Here is an 18788-nt window from a genome sequence, read left to right on the forward strand (position 1 = left end):
GCGCCGGGCTCAATCAGCCCAGCGGCGGAATATCAGCGACGTATTGATGCCGCCAAAGGCAAAGTTGTTGCTCATGACGTAATCGCATTGCAGCGCGCGCGCCTCGCCGCGAATGTAGTCCAGCGGCGCGCAGGCAGTATCCGGCTGGTCCAGGTTGGCGGTAGCGTGAAACCAGCCGGCGCGCATCATCTCGATGGCGACCCAGGCCTCCAGCGCGCCGCAGGCGCCCAGGGTGTGACCGGTAAAGCTCTTGAACGCGCTGATCGGCGTGGTGCTGCCAAACACCGCGTGGGTAGCGGTGCTTTCGGCCACATCGCCGCGATCGGTTGCCGTGCCGTGGGCGCTGACGTAGCCAATTTGCCCAGGCTGCAGGCCGGCATCGTCCAGGCTGTTGCGGATCGCGCGCTCCATCATCTCGGCATCCGGCTGGGTAACGTGTCGACCATCGCTGTTGGTACCAAAGCCCATGACCTCGGCGTAGATGGTCGCGCCGCGCTCCAGTGCATGCTGCAGATCTTCCAGAATCAGCGCACCGGCGCCTTCACCCACCACCAGACCGTCGCGCGCCACATCGAACGGGCGCGGCGAGGTGTGCGGCGCATCATTGCGCGTACTGGTGGCGAACAGGGTGTCAAACACCGCCGCTTCCGAGGCAGAAAGCTCCTCGCAGCCGCCGGCGATCATCGCCTTCTGGCGGCCGAAGCGGATCGCCTCATAGGCGTAACCAATGCCCTGACTGCCCGAGGTGCAGGCACTGGAGGTGGTATGTATGCGCCCGCGCACGCCGAGAAACACGCCGATATTGACGGCGGCGGTGTGCGCCATCATGCGGATATAGGAGTTGGCATTCAGCCCGTCGGTCGACTTGTTGATCAGCATATTGCCGAAATCGGCCACGGCATCCGGCTCACCGGCCGAGGCGCCATAGGCAATGCCCATGTCACCACTGCCCACCAGCGGGTCACCCAGCAGCCCTGCGTCGGCCAGCGCCAACTCACTCGCACGGGTTGCCATACGCGCGCCGCGGCCCATGCTGCGCATGGCGCGGCGGGTGTACTGGGCTGGCAATTCAAAGGGCGCGACGGGGCCGCCCAACCGGGTGTTCAGACCCTCGTATTCAGCCCAGTCATCCATATGCCGGATGCCGGTCTGCATCGCCTGCAAGTTGGCGGCGATGCTCGGCCAATCGTTGCCGATGGGCGAAAACCCCGCCATTCCGGTGATCACCACGCGGCGTCCCAGCCCATCGGCGCGCACTGCCTTGCCATCCATCAGCACAGTCCTCCATTGACCGACAGCACCTGCCGGGTGATATAGCCGGCCTCTGCCGAACACAAAAAGCTCACGGCCGCGGCCACTTCTTCCACGGTGCCGGTGCGCTGCATCGGGATCGCCTTCATCGCCTCGCTGATGATCTGCTCATCCAGCATCTCGGTCTCGATCAGCCCCGGCGCCACGCAGTTGACCGTGATCTTGCGCTTGGCCAGCTCCACCGCCAACGCCTTGACCGCACCGATCAGGCCCGCCTTACTGGCACTGTAATTGACCTGGCCGCGGTTGCCCATCACCCCGGAGACCGACGACATCACCACGATGCGCCCGGCCTTGCGGCGGCGAATCATCGGCATCATCAGCGGCTTAAGCACATTGTAGAAACCGTCCAGGTTGGTGTGAATGACCCGGTCCCAATCATCGTCGCTGAGCGCCGGGAAGGCGCCGTCAGCGGTCACGCCGGCGTTACAGACCACGCCGTAATAGGCGCCGTGCGCCTCGACGTCCGCTTCCAGTGCGGCGTTCGCGGCAGCGCGGTCGGCCACATCAAAACACAGCACCCGGGCACTGCGCCCCAACGCGCGAACCTGCTCGGCCACTTGCTCGGCGGCGGCCTGCTGGCTGCGGCAGTGCAGCACTATGTCAAAGCCGTCACGGGCCAGCCGTAATGCAACCGCCTGGCCGATGCCACGGCTGGAGCCGGTAATCAAGATGGTGTCGGTCATGGCATTTCTCCATTGCTCAGCGCAGTCAGCGCCTCGGCCGAATTGGGCTGATAAACGTTCAGGGTCGCGCTGGCCAGCACCGCGCCCTGCTGATCCAGCAGCTGGCCGCGGAAAGCGCCCAGGCCATTGTCGGCACGAAAATCCAGAAACACCTCGATGCGCAGTGGCACATTCAAGGCAAAGTGATCCACGCTGGTCTGATAGCGACGCGAACCCAGCAGAAAGCCCACCGCCGGCGGCTCGCCCGCCTGCACCGCCTGCACGCCGGACCACGCCGCCACCGCCTGCGCCATCCACTCCAGCCCGACCCAACCGGGGATACCCTGCGCCGTGGCGAACAGATCGTCCTCGCCGGGGGTGACCTCGGCGTACAGATGATCGTTGTTGAATTCGAGCAACTGATCCAGCAGGCACATGCCCTCCGCATGGGGCACGTAGGGGGCAATCGGGCAGGGGGTATTCAGCTCAATCATCAAGGCGCTCTAGCAGCAGCGCGGCGTTGTTGCCGCCAAAGGCGAAGGAGTTGCTTAACGCCCTGCGCAGCGGCGCCGCGTCGGCGGTGGCCAGGCGAATCGGCGCCAGCGCAGGGTCGGTTACGCCGTCGTTGACCTGCGGTGGCAGGCAGCCTTCGCGCAACGCTAGCCAGCAGAAGGCCGCCTCCAGCGCGCCGCAGGCGCCCAGCGTATGGCCGGTTAGCGCCTTGGTCGAGCTGCAGGGTATCTGGTCGCCAAACAGTTGATGAATGGCCTGCGCCTCCATGCTGTCGTTCTGCGCAGTGGCGGTGCCGTGCAGGTTGACGTAATCCACCTGGGCAGCGCTGATGCCGGCCATGTTCAGTGCAGCCTGGATTGCGGCCTGGGCGCCGCTGCCGTCGGCCAGCGGTGCGGAAATATGGTGCGCGTCACTGCTTTCGCCATACCCGGCGAGCTGGATGCCACCGGGTTCGGGGGTCAGCAGAAACAGTGCCGCCGCCTCGCCAATGTTGATGCCCCGGCGCTGCGGCGAGAACGGCAGGCAAGGCTGGTCACTCACCGCTTCCAGCGCGGCAAAGCCGTTTACCGTCAGCGCACAGAGACTGTCGGCGCCACCGGCGATAACCGCGTCGCAGAGCCCCAGCGCCAGCAGCCGGCGGCCACTGGCCAGTGCGCGAGCGCTGGAGCTGCAGGCAGTCGACAGTGTGTAAGCCGGGCCATCCAGCCCCAAGTGCGCGGCGACAAAGGCCGAGGGTGAGCCTATCTCCTGGCGTTGATAGGTAAAGCTCGCGGGCCAGTCGCCATGCTGCTGAAAATGCGCCACGGCCGCCTCACTCTCCCCAATACCCGAGGTACTGGTACCCAACACCACGCCAATACGCGCCTGGGGCTGCCGCGCGCGCAGGGCGGCCAGTTGTGGTGCCAGTTGCTGCAGCGCTGCGGCCAGCAGCTGGTTGTTGCGTGAGCGGTGTTCGGCCGGCCAGTCATGCATGGACGGCAACTCGCCGCTTACCAGCCCCAGTGGCAGAGCGCGGCCGGGGGTGAAACGATCCGTCACGGTCAGGCCGCGTTCCCCGGTGAACAGCTTGTGCGCAATAGCAGCCAGATTGTCACCCAGCGAGCACAAAAGCGCTGGCGTCGACAGGCGACAAGGCTGGTCTTGCAGGGCAGTCAAAAGCTCGGGCATGGCATGGTGTTCCGCGCGGCATCGGCCACGGTGATGGTGAGCTGGTAGCCGGCGTCAAGGTCGTCGATCAGGCGGCAATGGCCGTCCATTTTAACCTTGGCAATCAGCTGCTTGCGATAATAAATCGCACGTTGCTGCGGGCTGCCTTGCAGCGTCCAGCGACTGCCGGCAAAGGCCTGATGCAGAGCCTCGGCAGGCCAGAGCGACCAGGCCAGGCGGCTACCCAGCCACTCGGCATCGAAGGGAGGCTGCCACACTGCGGACTCCATGTGTGCCCCGCTGGCGTCACGTTGCCAGCTCAGCAGCCGTTGCCCCTGCGGGCTCAACAGTGCCAAGCGCAGGCTGTCGGTATCACGGCGCAGCACACCAATCATCAGATGGGTTTCACCGGCATGCTCAAAGCGCAGTTGCAGCGTTTGCGCCGGCGCCACCGGTAACGCTGCCAGCGATGGCGCTGGTGCGGGCTGCATGACACAGCCGCTGAGCCACAGCGCCAGCAGCAGACCACCAAGAGCGCGCTTCAGCATGCGCCCGCAGCCAGATCAAAGCGGCTGTCGGTGCTGCTTTCTGCCAGCGCGTCCAGGCGCCGACGGCTGGCGGCGACCAGCGGATTGTCGGTGTCCCAGGCGTAGCCAGCCAGCACCGCACTGATCATGCCCCGAATCCGCTCGGGCTGGCGCTCATTGAAAATGATCCGCGGCAGACGGCCGTCGTACCAGGCAAGCACAAACTCGCGAAAGGTATCCACACCGGCGCGCAGCGGCAGCTCGAACGCGCTCTGCCAGTCCACCGCTTCACCGCGCAGCTGACGCTGCACCAGCGGTGCCGCCAGCCAGCCGGAGTGCAGCGCTATGGTCACACCCGAGGAAAACACCGGATCAAGAAACTCGCCGGCGTTACCCAGTAGCGCAAAGCCCGGCCCATGTAGCTGCTTGACCGCGGCCGAGTAGCCTTCCAGTCGGCCAGTGTCACGCACCTGCACGGCATTTTTCAGCAGTTCAGCGTAGCGCGGCTCCTGGCGCAACATGGCCCACAAGCGCTCGGCATCATTCTGCCCGGCCTGCTCCAGCGTTGCGCGATCACCCACCACGCCGACCGAAGCGCGGCCATCACTGAACGGAATCAGCCAGTACCAGACACCCGGCAGCTGCGGGTGGATGCCGATGAGAATCTTGTTGCGGTCGTAATTCGGGCTATCAATGCGGTCTTCCACATGCATGAACAGCGCGCAGCGCGACTCCAGCACCGAGTCGCAAGCCAACCCGGTGAGCCGCGCCAGCACCCGCCCGTAGCCGCTGGCATCCAGCACAAAACGGGCCTGCAACTGCTGCGCCTCGCCCTCGGCGGTGACCAGACTGAGGCGTGGCTGCGCGGCATCGGCGACAAAGTCGGTCACCCTGCAGCCGAACAGCACCTCGGCGCCGAGCGCTTGTGCGCCTGCGATCAACCGCTGGTCAAAGTCAGCGCGCGGCACCTGCCAGGTGGTGCCGGGGCCAGCGCTGAACTTCTCGGTAAACAGTACCGCCGCCGATTCATTGCGCCAGCAGAAGGCGGCGCCATCCTTGTACTGAAAGCCACCCGCCTGCGCCGCCGCCAACAAGCCGCACTCCTGCAGGTACTGCATGCATTGCGGCAGCAGGCTCTCGCCAATCGAGAAGCGCGGGAAGGTACTTTGCTCAAGCACCCGCACGCGCAAACCCTCGCGCGCCAGCCAGGCCGCTGCCGCAGCACCGGCCGGTCCGGCACCAATAATGGCTACATCGACCTGCTCAACGGCTCCGTCTGTCAGCGTAGTGTTCTGCATCTGCGTTCCCTGCAACTAGCGTGAATGATCGAGCCGGCGGGCTCGCGCGAAGGGCACCAGTGCCCAGGTAAAAGCCAGACCCAACAAGCAGGTCAGGCCAAGAAAATGCAGCGCCGGGGTGGCGCTGAACGCCAACAGCCCAAACGCCAGCAGGCTGGACGCGCAGGACAGGCTGATCGCCAGCCAGGCCGCTTCGCTGTCGGGTTCCTGTGCACTGAAGATGCCCGCATCCAGACCAATGCCCAGCACCAGCAACAGCCCCAGCAGGTGAAACAACCCGACCCCTGCGGTCAACGACAGGCAACCCAGCGTCAGCAGCACCGCGCCCAGAGGCGGCAAGAGCGCGCGCCAGGCCGCGCCGCGAAAGCGCCAGCCGAGTAGCAGCGCAAGCAACACCACTGCCGCCGCCAGCCAGCTTGCCATGCTGTGGGCCAGGCGCGCCAGCTGCGCAGACAAGGCCGTCACCCGGTCGTGGTACAGCACATCATCGGCTTGCGCCAACTGCTGCAAAACGACCTCTCCCGCCGCCGTCGCATCGCCCAAGGCAACCACCGCAACCCACTCGCCGTGCGGCTGCTCGCCTAGCCAAAGCGCTGCATCGGCGGCCCCCGCCGGTGAACTCAGCCACGGCGTCGGTTGCAGCAAGGGAGCCTCATCAAGCGCTGCCAGCGCCTGCTGTTGCAGCCGCTCGGGCAGGCCACTGGCGGCACTCAGCTGGGGCAGTAGTTGCTGGTAACGCTCGCGCAGTTCACGTCGATTCTGCTGTTGGCGCTGCAGTGAAGGCAGTTGCCGCGCCGGATGTTGATAGGCCGACAGCTCGCCAGTGCTCAGTAATTGCTGTAACGCCGGATCGAGACGCTCCAGCCGCTGCAACAACCCCTGCTGATCCGCCGCGCTGACCAGTAAATAGCGGCTACCACTGGGTTGCTGCAAGCTGCTTTGCACCTGTTGCTGCTCTGCAATCAACTGCGCTGGCGAGGGGTTCAGTTGCCGCAGGCTGGTGTTGAATTGCAGTCTGCCAACGCTCAGCGCCAGCGCTGCCAGCAGCAACAGCGCCAGCAAAATCCAAGGCCAGCGTTGCCCGGTAGCTAAGCGTAACGGCGCGATAATGGCCGCCGAACGCGCCGTGGCCGGGTGAACCGACAACGGCCAGCGCGCCAACCAGAGACGCACCGTCAACCAGGCGCCGAGCAGGCCCAGCGCGGCAAAGCAGGCCATCTGCCGCAAACCCGGCATGGGCGTAATCAATTGCACCAGGTAGGCGATCAGCGTCGATAACAAACCCAGCAACAGCGCCGACCAGAACGACCGACCGGGCTGCGCGGCGACCAGTTCCCGCTGGCATTGCAGGTGCAGCGCGTAGTCCACGGCGATGCCGATAATGCTGACGCCGAACACCAGCGTCAGCAGATTCAACCCGCCGAAGATCAGTCCGGTCAGCGGCAGCGCCAACAGCAGGCCGCAAGCCACCGGCACCAGCAACAGCGCCAGGGTGCGCAGCCGCCGGAACACCAACCAGAACAGTACACACAGGCCCAGCAGCGAGGCCAGCCCCAGGCTGGACATCTCGCGTTGCGCCTGCGCGGCACCCGCCGCCGCATGGAAGATCAGCCCCGAACGCAACAACTGGGCTTGCGGATGCTGCGCGTGAAAGTCGGCCAGAGCGCTGGTTAGCTTTTGCTGCGTTGCCATTTGGTAAGGACTGCCGGTCAGCTCGCCACTGACCAGGGCCCACAGCTGATCGCCTTGCTGTAGCGTGGGCACACCCTCGCGCAGGGTTAACGAAGCGCCGAAGCGCTCGCCGAGCCAACTGTCGAGAATGCCGAAAGGATCTTGTGCCAACGCCTCGCTGCCGCCGGGCAGCAACAACCGGGTGAGTGCGCGCTTGAGCCATTGCGGGTTGTCAGCCGCAGCCAGATCGTCGCTGAGCAAGCCGTAGCGGTAGGCGGAAAGCGCCTGATCAGGACGATTCGTCAACGGCTCGGCGCTCAGGCCTGCGTCGCGCAGCGACTGCTGCAACGCCTTGGCATCTGCCACTGGCTGCGGGCCGCTGATGAGGATGACAAAGCGGTGCTCGAACGCGACAGACAACTGGCCGTCGGCCTGTTGCACAAGGCTGTCTTGATCGCTGGCGGGCAACAACGCGGTGATGCGCGTATCCCAAAAGTCGGCCTGCCGCAGCTGGCTAACCAGCAGCGCTGCACAGGCCAGCAAAACTCCAGCCCAAAGCCAGGCCAGCGCGCGCTGGGTCACGACGCGCCGCTGTCGCCGGGCAGCGCGGCGCAATCGGCCGGACTGAGTTGCAGGGTCATGCGGTCACCGGAAACAAAATCAATCTGCAGCTGCCGCACCTGCTCGCCACCCCGGACCTGCAGATGCTTGAGACGCTCGGCTACCACGCTGTCGGTTGGTTTCAGCGCAGCCTGCCAGTCGCCCAGCTCGCCGCTCAGCTCAACGCTAAAGTGCTCCTGCAAGGCAGCCCAGTCGCCGCCGAGCAGCCCATTCAGCACCGGCAGAATCACCTGGTAGGCCAGCGGCAATTCCGGGTTATCGGCCCTCAGCACCAGTCGGCTGTCGACGGGTGTCAGGGTTTGCCAGATCAACGCGTTGTCGCTGCGCTGAAAATAGCCGTTGCTGGCAAGCTCGGCTTCCAGGTCGTCGAGCCAGCGGGTCTGCGCAAAATGGCTGCATTGCGGGCTGTGCTCGGCCAGTTGTGCGCCCAGCGTTGTGCTATCCAGCTCTGCCGCAGCAGGCAGGCTGAACACCATAGCGACCAACAGCAGCAAGCGGCGCATCAGCGGTTCCTCTGTTGCCAGGCGGCAAGCTTCTCGCGCAGCACGGCGGGTGATTCAAAGCGCATTTCCCGATCCTCAACGCCGACCGCGACCTGCACCGTCCAGGCGCGATTAAGCCGCTTGCGCGTCTCGGCATCGCGAATGGTGTAATCGATCTTCAGGCGGTTTTCCCATTCACTGAGCCGCGCCTCGATGGCAATCTGCTGGGTGAACACTGCCGGCGCCGCGTAGCGCAGACGCATGTCGATCACCGGCCAGCCGTAACCGGAGTCACGCATCTGATTGTAGTTGTAATCCAGCTCATCCAGCAGCGCGCAGCGGGCGATTTCCAGATAACGCACGTAATGCCCGTGCCAGACGATATGCATCATATCCACATCGTGGAAGGGGATGGTCAGGCAGATTTCAGCCTGCGGCAGCGGGTGTTCAGCGGGCGTCATAGAGGCTCCAGTGGCGTTGCAGGATCAGGCCGCACAGGTGACGCAGATCGCTTTCGAGCGCGCGGTCCTCACACAAGGGGGCGACCTGCTCGCGGCAGTCGGCGACAAAAGCCGCCAATTGCACTGGCAGCGGGGCAGCGTCCGCCAGCTGGCTGCGCTGCTCCACGCCCTGACAGACCGCATGCAGCACCGCAGCTGCGACCTGTTCGACCAGCGTCAATACGCGCAACGCATCGCGCGCGGCTATGGTGCCCATGCTCACCTTGTCCTGATTGTGGCACTCGGTTGAGCGTGAGAACACACTCGCCGGCATGGTCAGCTTGAGCGCTTCGGCAGTCCAGGCCGAGGCGCCGATCTGTACCGCCTTATAGCCATGGTTCAGCGGAGCGCGCGCGGCGCTGGCACCACTGAGGTTGGCGGGCAGACCGTGGCTGAAACGGGTATCCACCAACTGCGCCAACTGGCGGTCGAGCAGGTCGGCAAGATTGGCGACCGCCTGCTTCAGGCTGTCCATGACGAAGGCCACATGGCCACCGTAGAAGTGGCCACCATGCATAACCTTGCCGCCCTCGACGTCGATCAGCGGGTTGTCGTTGGCGCTGTTCAGCTCGGTTTCCAGCAACTGCCGCCAGAATGGCAAGGCATCGGCCACCACACCGATCACGTGTGGCGCGCAGCGGGTGGAGTACCGATCCTGCAGGCGCGGTGAATTACGCGGGGTGGCCGGCGCGTGCAGATCCTCACGCAGCCGCGCGGCGACCTGCGCCTGGCCGGGGTGCGGCTTGGCGCGGAACAGTGTCTCGTCGAAGTGATAGGGATTGCCGTCCAGCGCGTAGACGCTGAGGGCGGTAAGCCGAGTGCTGAGCCGCGCCAGGTATTCGGTGCGGGCGAACGCCTGCAGCGCCAGCGCGGTCATCACCGCGGTGCCGTTCATCAACGCCAGGCCTTCCTTGGGCTTGAGCTGGTAGGCCGTGAGGCCACGCTCGGCGAACACCTCGGCGGTGGCGCGGCGTTCACCGGCAACCCAGACCTCGCGCTCGCCACAGAGTACCGCCGCCAGATAGGACAGCGGCGTCAGATCGCCACTGGCGCCGACCGAGCCCTCTTCCGGAATCACCGGCAGCACGTCCTGTTCCAACAGCCAGACCAGGCGCTCCAGCAGCTCCCAACTGACCCCGGAGTAACCTTGACACAGTGACACCAGCCGCACCATGACCACCGCCCGCGACGCCTCGGCCGAGAGCACCTGCCCCAGGCCGCAGCCGTGAAAGGTGTACAGGTGCTGCGGCAACTCGCCCAGCACCTCGGCAGGCACCGCGCGGGTGCAGGAATCGCCGTACCCGGTGGTAACGCCGTAGATCACGCCCTCTTCCGCGAGCAGTTGCTCAAGAAAGCGGTTACCCGCGCTGATGCGTTCACGGAATGCTGGTTCTAGCGACAGCGCTACGCGGCAGCGGCGCTGGGCAACGGCCAGCACCTGCTCAATGCTCAGCGGGCTGCCGTCGAGTTGCAGGCAGGCGGGCGCGGTGTCAGTGCGGGTGTTTGTCAGACTCATGTTTCTCAGCCAACCAGAAAGGGAAGAAGTTGTACCACTGCAGCGGTTGCTCACGCACCCAGCCGGCGAGGATATCGGCATAGCGCTGCATGGCCTCGGCCAGCCACTGTTCACGCGCCTTGCGCGGCAGCTGGCGGGTGTCGTCAAAGGCGGCAAAACGAATACGAAAGCGCTCACCCACGCGCACGCACGACAGGGTGTAGAGCGGGCAACGCAGCAGGGCGGCAAGCCAGAACGGCCCCTCTGGGAAGGTCGCCGGGGCGCCAAGGAAATCCAGCTCGCGCTGCCGCCCACCATTGACCGGCGGCCGGTCGGCGGCAATCACCACAAAACCGCCTGCGGCAATGCGCTCATCGAGCATTTGCGCGGTAGCCGGGGTGATTTCCGTCACTTCCAGAATCTGCGGCCGCGGCCGCCCGGTGACCTGCTCCAGCAACAGGTTGAACTTGCCGGCATTGCGCGTGTGCATCAGCACCAGCAGGTCCAGACGCGGATGTCGCTCAGCCATGGCGTTGGCGATATCCAGGTTGCCGTGGTGGGCTACCAGCACCAGTCCGCCCTGGCCGCTTTCCAGCGCCTGCGCAAAGCGCGCCACACCGTCGCCGCACAGGCGCTCGTCGGCGACCGGGGCGCTCCAGCCTGCGACCTTGTCCATCAGCGTGTTACCGAAGCTCATGAAGTGAGCAAAGCTGCGCCAGTACAGCCTAAGCGGGCGGCTCGCCAAGGCTGGTTCCAGCCGCCGCCAGTAGTCACAGGACGCGCGCCGCGCGGTGCCATGACTAAGGAAATACCAGAGCATCACCGGCCAGAGCACCAACTGAAAGGGCCAGCGACCCAGATGCCGCTGAATCCACACCAGCAGCTGCATACCCAGCAGGCTGCCGCGCTCGCCGATCTGTGCCCAATGCTCGCTCATGCGCGCTTCCTGCCGCGCAACAGCCAGCCCGGCGCACGGCGCAACATGCCAAAAAATAGCCGCGCATGCATGGCCGAGATGTGCAGATTGTCGCGCCACAGGTTGAAGTGGCTGACGCCGCCCTCCGGATAGTGCACCTGTACCGGCAGGTTGATCACCGCCCCGCCGCGCCAGTGCCAGCGCACCAGCACCTCGGTATCAAAGGCCATGCGATTGCCGCAGAGCCGCGCCGCCAGCAGACGATTGACCTCTGCCAGCGGATAAATGCGCGCACCACACATGGAATCGCGGATGGCCAGCGACAGGGTATTGATCCAGACCCAGATGTGCGTCGCATAGCGGCCGTAAAAGCGCAGCCGCGAGACGCTGTCGTCATATTGCGGATAGCCAATCACCAGGGCCTGCGGCTGCGACCGCATGGCGGCCAGAAAGCCCGGCAGATCGGCGACCGCGTGCTGGCCGTCGGCGTCTACCTGCAGGGCATGGCTGTAGCCCAGCTGCTCGGCGCGGGCGAGACCGGCGCGCACCGCGGCGCCCTTGCCCTGATTGTGCGGCAAGCGCAGCAGCTGATGGCCGGCGGCCTGCAGCTCGTCCAGCACGGCGGCGCACTCGGCATCGCTGCCATCATCGACCAGCAGCACCGGCAAACCCAGTTGCTGCAGCTGGTTGCAGACCGCTGCGATGGTGGTCGGATGGTTGTAGACCGGGATCAGCGCGCAGACCGATGGCGTCGTCATGCGGGCACATCCGCAGCGGCTAGAAAGCGCGCGGTGGCGGTGCAGTGACGGCCCGCGGCGGACTCCAGGGTGAAGGTTACCGCGTCCGGCTTGCGCGCCAGCGTCAGCTGAAAGCGCATGCCGGGACGCAGCATGGTCTGGAACTTCAAGCGCTCCAGCCGTTGAAACTGGCCCAGCGCCCCAAAGCTCTGCTCGGCGGCCTGCAGTGCCCACTGGATCATCACCACCCCCGGCACCAGGGCGAAGCCGTTGAAATGGCCGCGCAGGTAGATCAGTCGCTCGGGCACCTCATAATGCTGGCAGCAATGCTCGGCATCCTGCCACTGCTCGCCCAGCCAACGCGGCAGACGGTCATCGTCCAGATCGGCAAACAGCCGTGCGATCAGCGCACGATCCAGCTTGCCCTGCGCGTTACTGGGCAGCTGCTCGACAAACCGCCAGTAGCGCGGCAAGGCCACGCGCTCGAGTTGATCGGCCAGCAGCGTGCGCAGGCGCTCGGTCAGCGCACGGCGCGCGGCGTGGCCCTGTGGCAGAGCGTCGGCGCGCAGGGCCACCACCACACCTAGCCGGCCATCCGCACGGCCGGGATCGACGCAGCGCACGGCGGTCACCTCGGGCAATTGCCCCAGACGTTGCTCAATCTGCTCCAGCGAGACCCGTTTGCCGGCCACCTTGGCGACCCGGTCGCCGCGCCCAAGCAAGACAAAGCCGTTCGCCTGCGCCGCCACGCGGTCGGCCTGCTGCCAGCCCAGCGCCGGTTGCTCAAGAAAGGCCGAATGCAGCAACAACGTATCGCCTGCCACCTGCCAATCCACGCCCGGCAACGCGTGCCACACCGCGGACTGCGTCTGTTGGCGCGAGGCGATACCGCCCGTCTCGGTGCTGCCGTAAATCTCCAGTACCGGCGCCTGCAACAAGCGCTCGGCCTGCGCCGCGTGCTCGAGCTGCAGCGGTGCGCCGGAAGAAAAGAGCCGCAGCGGCGTACCGGCGGCGGCCCAGTCGATGTGCGCGGGCAAGCGTGAAAGAGGCGCAGGCGAACTGACCACCACAGCTGCCAGCGCGGCGTTCTGCGCCTCACTCAGACGTGCTGCCAGCACCTCGGGGTAAAGGGCGTCACGGCCGCAAAAGGGCACGCCGGCGCAGAGCGGATGCAGCACCCCGGCCAGCAAGCCGTAGATGTGCTGGTGACTGACCTGCGCAATCACCGCCGCGCCGGCCAGCGGCCAAAGCTCGGCATGCACCGCCAGTTCACTGTCGAGCTGATCAAAGCGTTTGCTCAAGCGCAGCGGCTGGCCAGTGGAACCCGAGGTATAAAGCGCCAGAGCGATGGCCTGCGGTTCCAGTGGCGGCAGTTGCTTGGGCTCAAGCTCGTCCCATTCCAGAGCGTTCGGCGGCAGGCTGGTGGGCAATTGCCCGTCCAGCTCGGCGGCGATGGCCTGCAGGGTCTCCGGACGATCATCAGCCGGCAGCACCGCGATGCGGCCACTATCCCAGAGCGCCAGTAGCGCAGCGGTAAACTGCAGCGGATCGGGCTGATGCAGCAGCCATTGGCCACTGGGCTGGTCGGCCAGCCAGTGCAGCCAGCGCCGCCGCAGCGTCAACAACGGGGGCAGCTGGCACCAGTGTGCAGGTAACTCGACGGCCGCGCCCTGACGCAGCCAGGGGCGCTCAACCAGCGGCTGAAAACTCATGTCAGCCCCCGGCGCAGGCGGCGACGGCAAAGCCATTCCACCGCGAACATCAGCCCCATCAGCAGGTAGCTGATGCAGCCGTTATACAGGGTCCAGGTGGCGAGATCGGCGTAGACCGCTGTCCAGGCCGCGATGCTGCCATTGAGGATGAAAAAGCCGCACCAGGCCCAGGTCACCTTGCGCGTGTAACGCACGCCTTCGGGCGGCAGATCAGGCTCCTGCAACCGCGCCAGACGTTCGACGATCGGCATGCCGCGCAGCAGGCTGCCGGCAAACAGCGCCAGCATGATCAGGCTGACCGCCACCGGGTAGGCCCGCATGCCCAGCTCGGCTTCGCCGAGCAAGCCGAGCAGCAGCAACAGCGCCGCCGCCAGCAAGGCCAATGGTCGCGCCTGCGGCAGGCGCCAGACCAGCAGGGCCGCGCCCACCAGCAACAGCCAGCCACTGGCCACCTGCCCGTGCAGCGCATAGACCGCAAAGGGCCAGGCGATCAGGGCGAGCATCCCTGCCCACTTCAGCATCCGGTAAACCATTGTCAGGGCTGCATGATGCGGTCGACGGCGTTAACCACATCGTCGATGGTGCGCACCGACTTGAAGTCTTCAGGGTTCAGGCGTTTGCCGGTGTAGCGCTTGAGCTCAACCACCAGATCGACGGCATCGATGCTGTCGATATCCAGGTCTTCGTACAGACGCGCTTCAGGGGTGATCTCATCCGCGTCCAGCTCGAAGAGCTCGACCAGGGTCTTGCGCACCTGGGCGAAAGTCGCCTCACGGCTTGGTGATTCAGTTGACACGGCGGTCCTCCACGAGCGCTTGCAAGGCATTCAGGCTGGTGAAGTGCTGGCGGGTTTCTTCGGCCTCGGCATCCAGCTTGATGCCGTACTGCTTCTGCAGCGCCAGGCCGATTTCCAGCGCGTCGATGGAATCCAGGCCCAGGCCTTCGCCAAACAGCGGTGCATCGGGCTCGATGTCGTCGGGGGTGATGTCTTCGAGCTCAAGCGTTTCGATAATCATCCGCTTCAGTTCCAGCGACAAATCTTGGGTTTCGCTCATGACTGAACTGCTCCAGTTCCTTGTTGAAATAGTCACTCAACCACTGGGTCAAGTGTCTGGCCTGCTGTCCCGCAGGTTGTGTTTCATCCCTGGTGACCGCGACGTCATCCAGCACGCGCAGGCGCATCTGAATCCGGCTCGGCGGGATATGATACCAAGGCTCGCCCTTGGTCAGGGTAGTGGGCGTGCAGCTAATCAGTACCGGTGTTATCGCGGTATGCGTGCGCAGCGCGATATTGGCGCCACCGCGGCGAAACTTGATCGCGCGTCGCGGCGAGGTGCGGGTGCCCTCGGGGAATAGAATCAGTGATTTGCCCTGCGCCAGGCTACGCTGCGCTGCCGCCAGCACGGCGTCCGGCTCACTGTTGGTGATGTAGCCCGCCATGTGAATTGGCCCGCGGGTAAAGGGGTTGCGCGCCAGCGCGCCATTGACGATGCAGTCGGCCTCGGCGGTGTAGGCCACCAGGTAAATCACATCGATCAACGAGGGATGATTGGCCAGCACCAGCAGCCCCGGACGCTGCAGCTTTTCTAATCCGTCGATACGGTAATCGGCTACACCGAGAAACTTCATCAGACCGATAAAGGCGCGAAAGCTGTACTGAATCAGCCGGCGAGCCGCCTGCTGGCGCCGCTGCGGGTCGCGTACCAGCAGCCATAACAGCGGCGCGGCAAACAACCCCAGCAGCGCGCCACCCACCCCGAACGCAGTAAACGACAGCGCCGTGCCGAAGCCGCGCCAGAGCCGGTCCAGCAGCGCGATCACGCCAGACTCCAGCGCTGCTGTGCCTGCAGCTCGCCGCCGTGGGCCAACCAACGCGCCACATCCAGCGGCGCCGGCTGCGCGGGTGCCTCACCGGCGCTTGCCTGCAGCGCCCGACCCCGATCGCGCGACAGTCGCAGGGCCACACAGGCCGCGGCCTCGGGGCCCGCGCTCTGCTGCTGATAGGCGGCCGGCAGGTCGCTGTCCGAAAATACCGCCAGCACCGCCGCGTGGCCTTCCAGCAGATACCCCGCCGCCTCCAGCAGCATGGCATCCAGCTCGTGGCCGCACGCCGCCAGCGCCTGCATCGAGCGAGTATTTTTTCGGGAGATGGAATGCACACCCAGCACCGCGTTGTGCACCGACATGGAAAACTTGGCAGGGGACAAGGGTTGTTGCTCCGCCAGCGCCTGCAGCATGGCCAGCGAGCTTTTCACATCGCCGTGGCGCGAGGCGTGCACCACCGGATATTGGTGTTCGGGATCGAGCAGGCTGAGCGCATCACAGACCGCGCGGCCGGTGCTGTCCAATCGCCGCCGCAGCATGGCTGGCAACGGCGGCTCGGGGCCCTCGCGCTGACTCAGGTCATGCCGGCTATCCAGCGCAAAATCCATTTTCTCGGCACTCCAGGCCAGCCAGTCTTCCAGCAACAGGTTCATCATGCGTCAGTGCTTTCATTGCGCCGCAGAGGGGGGCATTCTACGGTCGGTTGCGGTTTGGTCAAGCCTTCCACGCGGCGCACTCCGCCCCACCGATATGGCACACTGCGCAGAGGGCTCGACCCCGATGCCATTTATATCAGACTTCCGCCGGGGCACCCGCGTTTTGCCGACGAGCGCTCGCGCATGCGCCAACCAGTTCAAATAATGGCACAATGATCTCAAAACTACCCTACAGAGACCAGCCGAGAGCGTCTAGACTGACAGCTGTTGGCAGCAGCTAAAAGTCGTACATCCGGGACACCCTATGATCAGCTATAACAAAAGACGCTTCCTTATCGTCGATGACTTCTCCGACTTCCGCTCCTCGGTCAAGGGCATGCTCAACCAGATGGCCGCGCAGCACGTGGATGCCGCCGCCAACGGCGACGAGGCGATCAAGCTTTGCCGCGAAAACCAGTACGACATCATCCTGCACGATTACAATCTGGGCGAAGGCAAGAACGGTCAGCAGGTCCTCGAGGAGCTGCACCACGCTGGCCTGATCAGCCCGAACTGCATCTTCGTCATGGTCACCGCCGAGAGTAGCCAGGCCATGGTCATGGCCGCACTCGAGTTTGAACCCGATGCCTACCTGACCAAACCCTTCACCCGCGCCAGCCTGCAGCAACGCCTGGACAAACTGGTGGAACGCAAGGTCGCCCTGCAGCCGATACTCGCGCCGCTGGCCAAACAGCAATACGGCGCGGTGCTGCAGGCGTGCGAGCAGATCATCGCCAGCCAGCCGCGCTACGCGCCCCTGTGCCAGCGCTACAAGGCTGATGCGCTGAAAACCCTGGGCCTGCACGAAGAACTGGAAAGCCAGTTGCAAGGGCTGTTGGCCGATCGCCCCATGCCGTGGGCGCTGCTCATGCTGGCCAATCACTGGCTGGAGCGTGGCGAACTGGAACAGGCCGAAGCCTGCTTCGAGCAGGGCATCAGCCAGTTTCCCATGTTGCCGGCGCTGTTTGATGGCCTGGCACAGGTCAAGCAGGCCAAGGGCGAACTGCTCAAGGCGCAGGTGTTCCTTGAGCAGGCGGTGAAGATTTCGCCGAACAGCCCCCAGCGTCAAGCCGAGCTGGGCAAACTGGCACGCACCAACCAGGACCCGGAGCGCGCGGTGCGCGCCTATCGCCAGGCAGTCAGCCTGGGCCGCCATTCGCAGTTTCGCGACCCCGAGTGCCACCTGCACCTGGCCGGCAGCCTGCAGGACCAGGCCGGTGATGCCGCTCCATCGCCCAAGGCCATGCTGGAGATACGGCAGACACTGGGTGACCTGAGCAAGAGCTGGAAACACGACCCTGGTCTGACCGCACGCGCCGACCTGCTGCAAGCCAAGAGCCTGGTCAAGGCCGGCAAACAGAGCGAAGCCGATGAACTGGTGCGCAACGCCAGCCACAAGCTGGGCGACCTGAAAACCTTTTTCTCGGCCGCAGCCGCGCTGGAGGTGGCCGAGCAGTTGCGCGCACTCGGCCAGCCGGACACCGCCGACAACCTGCTGGGCACCTGCGCCGAAATGTACGGCGACGATCCCAAGGTGATGGCCGGCATTGCTGCACAAACCAGCAATCCGGCGATCCTGGAAGCCGGCCAACAGGCCCAGACCCACAACCGCGAGGGGGTTCGCCTGTATCAGCAACAGCAGTACCCGGCCGCCCTGGACAGCTTTCGCGCCGCCCAGGCACTGCAACCGCGCAATATCAGTTTTGCCCTGAATACCGCGCAGTCGCTGCTGCGCCTGTTGCTCAGCGAACCCACCGACGAGCTGCGCGACGAATGTCTGTCTTGTCTGGAGCAGGTCCGCAGCATGCCCGAGTCGGATCACCGCTACGCCCGCTACCGCAAACTGTGCGAGCGTGTGGAGGCACTATGAATCGCGAGCGCCCGGAGCAGGAAGACGAACAGGCGCTGGGGTTCTCCACCGTGATCGCCTCCACCGTGCATGACATGAAAAACTCGCTGGGCATGCTGATGCAGGCCCATGCGGCGCTGGCCGCGCGCTTGCCCGCAGAGCTGGGCGACAGCCGCGAGCAGGGCATTATCGAATATGAGTCGATGCGCCTGAACGGCATGCTGGTACAGATGCTCGGGCTATACAAACTGGGCGTTAACCAGTTACCGCTGCAGCCAACCCACATCGAGGTGGAAGACTTCTTTCAGGCTTCACTCGCGCGGCACGACAACATCCTGCGCTCCCGGCAGATCAAGGGTAGCTATCAGGTTGCCGAAGACGGCCTCATGGGCTTCTTTGATGCCGAACTGGTCGACTCCGTGGTCGGCAACGTGATCAACAACTCGATTCGCTACGCCCAGAACGCAATCGAACTGCGCGCCTGGGTAGAAGAAGAGCAACTGGTACTGGCGATCAGCGACGACGGCCAGGGTTATCCGCAACCGATGCTGGATGCGCAATCCGAATACGTACTGGGCATCAACATGAGCAGCGGTTCCACTGGCCTGGGTCTGTATTTTGGTGCGCGCATCGCCGAGCGGCATCAGCGCAATGGCGTACAGGGGCGTATCGCCATCAGCAATGACAGTGAACTGGGGGGTGGGGAGTTTCGGATTTATTTGCCGTGATCGGCGGGCCGCTGCAGGCCGGAGTCAATCAATTTGGCAAATAGACCGGAAGCGACCTCTGGTTTTCATCGGCTCTACGGGTGGCTCCCTATCGCTTT

20 protein-coding genes are annotated in these 18788 nt (G+C 64.9%); 2 read left to right on the plus strand and 18 right to left on the minus strand.

Features of this window, described 5'->3' with window-relative positions; all coding sequences use genetic code 11:
* Positions 1 to 9: 9 nt before the first annotated feature.
* Genes BLU26_RS10800 through BLU26_RS10885 form a run of 18 tightly spaced genes read right to left on the minus strand, consistent with a single transcriptional unit; the run spans position 10 to position 16074 of the window.
* Positions 10 to 1272: a beta-ketoacyl-ACP synthase gene (locus tag BLU26_RS10800; protein WP_092286535.1), complete on the minus strand. Its 1263-nt coding sequence runs from the start codon at positions 1270 to 1272 to the stop codon at positions 10 to 12.
* Positions 1272 to 1997, minus strand: a complete 726-nt coding sequence (gene fabG, locus BLU26_RS10805; protein ID WP_092286537.1) for a 3-oxoacyl-ACP reductase FabG — start codon at positions 1995 to 1997, stop codon at positions 1272 to 1274. Before fabG ends, BLU26_RS10800 begins: the two co-directional genes overlap by 1 nt.
* Complete coding sequence (locus tag BLU26_RS10810; protein ID WP_092286539.1) at positions 1994 to 2470, minus strand: ApeP family dehydratase; 477 nt, start codon at positions 2468 to 2470, stop codon at positions 1994 to 1996. Before BLU26_RS10810 ends, fabG begins: the two co-directional genes overlap by 4 nt.
* Positions 2463 to 3656 (minus strand): beta-ketoacyl-ACP synthase, encoded by a 1194-nt coding sequence (locus BLU26_RS10815; RefSeq protein WP_092286541.1) that lies wholly within the window; start codon positions 3654 to 3656, stop codon positions 2463 to 2465. Before BLU26_RS10815 ends, BLU26_RS10810 begins: the two co-directional genes overlap by 8 nt.
* The gene (locus BLU26_RS10820) at positions 3641 to 4183 is read right to left on the minus strand and encodes a DUF3261 domain-containing protein (RefSeq protein ID WP_092286543.1); all 543 of its coding nucleotides are present in this window, start codon (positions 4181 to 4183) and stop codon (positions 3641 to 3643) included. The genes BLU26_RS10815 and BLU26_RS10820 overlap by 16 nt, the downstream gene beginning before the upstream one ends.
* A complete protein-coding gene (locus tag BLU26_RS10825; RefSeq protein WP_092286545.1) occupies positions 4177 to 5460 on the minus strand; it encodes an NAD(P)/FAD-dependent oxidoreductase in 1284 nt (427 codons plus the stop codon). Before BLU26_RS10825 ends, BLU26_RS10820 begins: the two co-directional genes overlap by 7 nt.
* A gap of 15 nt (positions 5461 to 5475) precedes the next feature.
* The gene (locus BLU26_RS10830; RefSeq protein ID WP_092286547.1) at positions 5476 to 7713 is read right to left on the minus strand and encodes an MMPL family transporter; all 2238 of its coding nucleotides are present in this window, start codon (positions 7711 to 7713) and stop codon (positions 5476 to 5478) included.
* The gene (locus BLU26_RS10835; protein WP_092286549.1) at positions 7710 to 8255 is read right to left on the minus strand and encodes a LolA-related protein; all 546 of its coding nucleotides are present in this window, start codon (positions 8253 to 8255) and stop codon (positions 7710 to 7712) included. Before BLU26_RS10835 ends, BLU26_RS10830 begins: the two co-directional genes overlap by 4 nt.
* Positions 8255 to 8695, minus strand: coding sequence for an acyl-CoA thioesterase (locus BLU26_RS10840; RefSeq protein WP_092286551.1), 441 nt, complete (start codon positions 8693 to 8695; stop codon positions 8255 to 8257). The genes BLU26_RS10835 and BLU26_RS10840 overlap by 1 nt, the downstream gene beginning before the upstream one ends.
* Complete coding sequence (locus BLU26_RS10845; protein ID WP_092286553.1) at positions 8682 to 10250, minus strand: HAL/PAL/TAL family ammonia-lyase; 1569 nt, start codon at positions 10248 to 10250, stop codon at positions 8682 to 8684. Before BLU26_RS10845 ends, BLU26_RS10840 begins: the two co-directional genes overlap by 14 nt.
* Entirely contained in the window at positions 10225 to 11166 is a 942-nt protein-coding gene (locus tag BLU26_RS10850) for an LpxL/LpxP family acyltransferase (protein WP_092286555.1), read from the minus strand. The genes BLU26_RS10845 and BLU26_RS10850 overlap by 26 nt, the downstream gene beginning before the upstream one ends.
* Positions 11163 to 11903, minus strand: coding sequence for a glycosyltransferase family 2 protein (locus BLU26_RS10855; protein ID WP_092286557.1), 741 nt, complete (start codon positions 11901 to 11903; stop codon positions 11163 to 11165). Before BLU26_RS10855 ends, BLU26_RS10850 begins: the two co-directional genes overlap by 4 nt.
* A complete protein-coding gene (locus BLU26_RS10860) occupies positions 11900 to 13594 on the minus strand; it encodes an AMP-binding protein (RefSeq protein WP_092286559.1) in 1695 nt (564 codons plus the stop codon). Before BLU26_RS10860 ends, BLU26_RS10855 begins: the two co-directional genes overlap by 4 nt.
* Positions 13591 to 14115 (minus strand): COG4648 family protein, encoded by a 525-nt coding sequence (locus tag BLU26_RS10865; RefSeq protein ID WP_092288452.1) that lies wholly within the window; start codon positions 14113 to 14115, stop codon positions 13591 to 13593. The genes BLU26_RS10860 and BLU26_RS10865 overlap by 4 nt, the downstream gene beginning before the upstream one ends.
* Positions 14116 to 14129: 14 nt before the next feature.
* Positions 14130 to 14390, minus strand: coding sequence for an acyl carrier protein (locus BLU26_RS10870; protein ID WP_231701932.1), 261 nt, complete (start codon positions 14388 to 14390; stop codon positions 14130 to 14132).
* On the minus strand, positions 14380 to 14649 hold the full coding sequence (locus BLU26_RS10875; protein ID WP_092286563.1) for a phosphopantetheine-binding protein: 270 nt from the start codon (positions 14647 to 14649) through the stop codon (positions 14380 to 14382). The genes BLU26_RS10870 and BLU26_RS10875 overlap by 11 nt, the downstream gene beginning before the upstream one ends.
* Entirely contained in the window at positions 14591 to 15415 is an 825-nt protein-coding gene (locus BLU26_RS10880; RefSeq protein WP_197674480.1) for a lysophospholipid acyltransferase family protein, read from the minus strand. The genes BLU26_RS10875 and BLU26_RS10880 overlap by 59 nt, the downstream gene beginning before the upstream one ends.
* Complete coding sequence (locus tag BLU26_RS10885) at positions 15412 to 16074, minus strand: beta-ketoacyl synthase chain length factor (protein WP_092286566.1); 663 nt, start codon at positions 16072 to 16074, stop codon at positions 15412 to 15414. The genes BLU26_RS10880 and BLU26_RS10885 overlap by 4 nt, the downstream gene beginning before the upstream one ends.
* Before the next feature lie 304 nt (positions 16075 to 16378).
* Here BLU26_RS10885 and BLU26_RS10890 point away from each other — a divergent pair, with 304 nt between their 5' ends.
* Together BLU26_RS10890 and BLU26_RS10895 are read left to right on the plus strand one after the other, a co-directional pair.
* Positions 16379 to 17983: a response regulator gene (locus BLU26_RS10890; protein WP_092286568.1), complete on the plus strand. Its 1605-nt coding sequence runs from the start codon at positions 16379 to 16381 to the stop codon at positions 17981 to 17983.
* Positions 17980 to 18690, plus strand: coding sequence for a sensor histidine kinase (locus BLU26_RS10895; protein WP_092286570.1), 711 nt, complete (start codon positions 17980 to 17982; stop codon positions 18688 to 18690). Before BLU26_RS10890 ends, BLU26_RS10895 begins: the two co-directional genes overlap by 4 nt.
* The last annotated feature ends 98 nt before the right edge of the window (positions 18691 to 18788 follow it).

It is taken from the genome of Halopseudomonas sabulinigri (genome assembly GCF_900105255.1).
Taxonomy (GTDB): Bacteria; Pseudomonadota; Gammaproteobacteria; order Pseudomonadales; family Pseudomonadaceae; genus Halopseudomonas; species Halopseudomonas sabulinigri.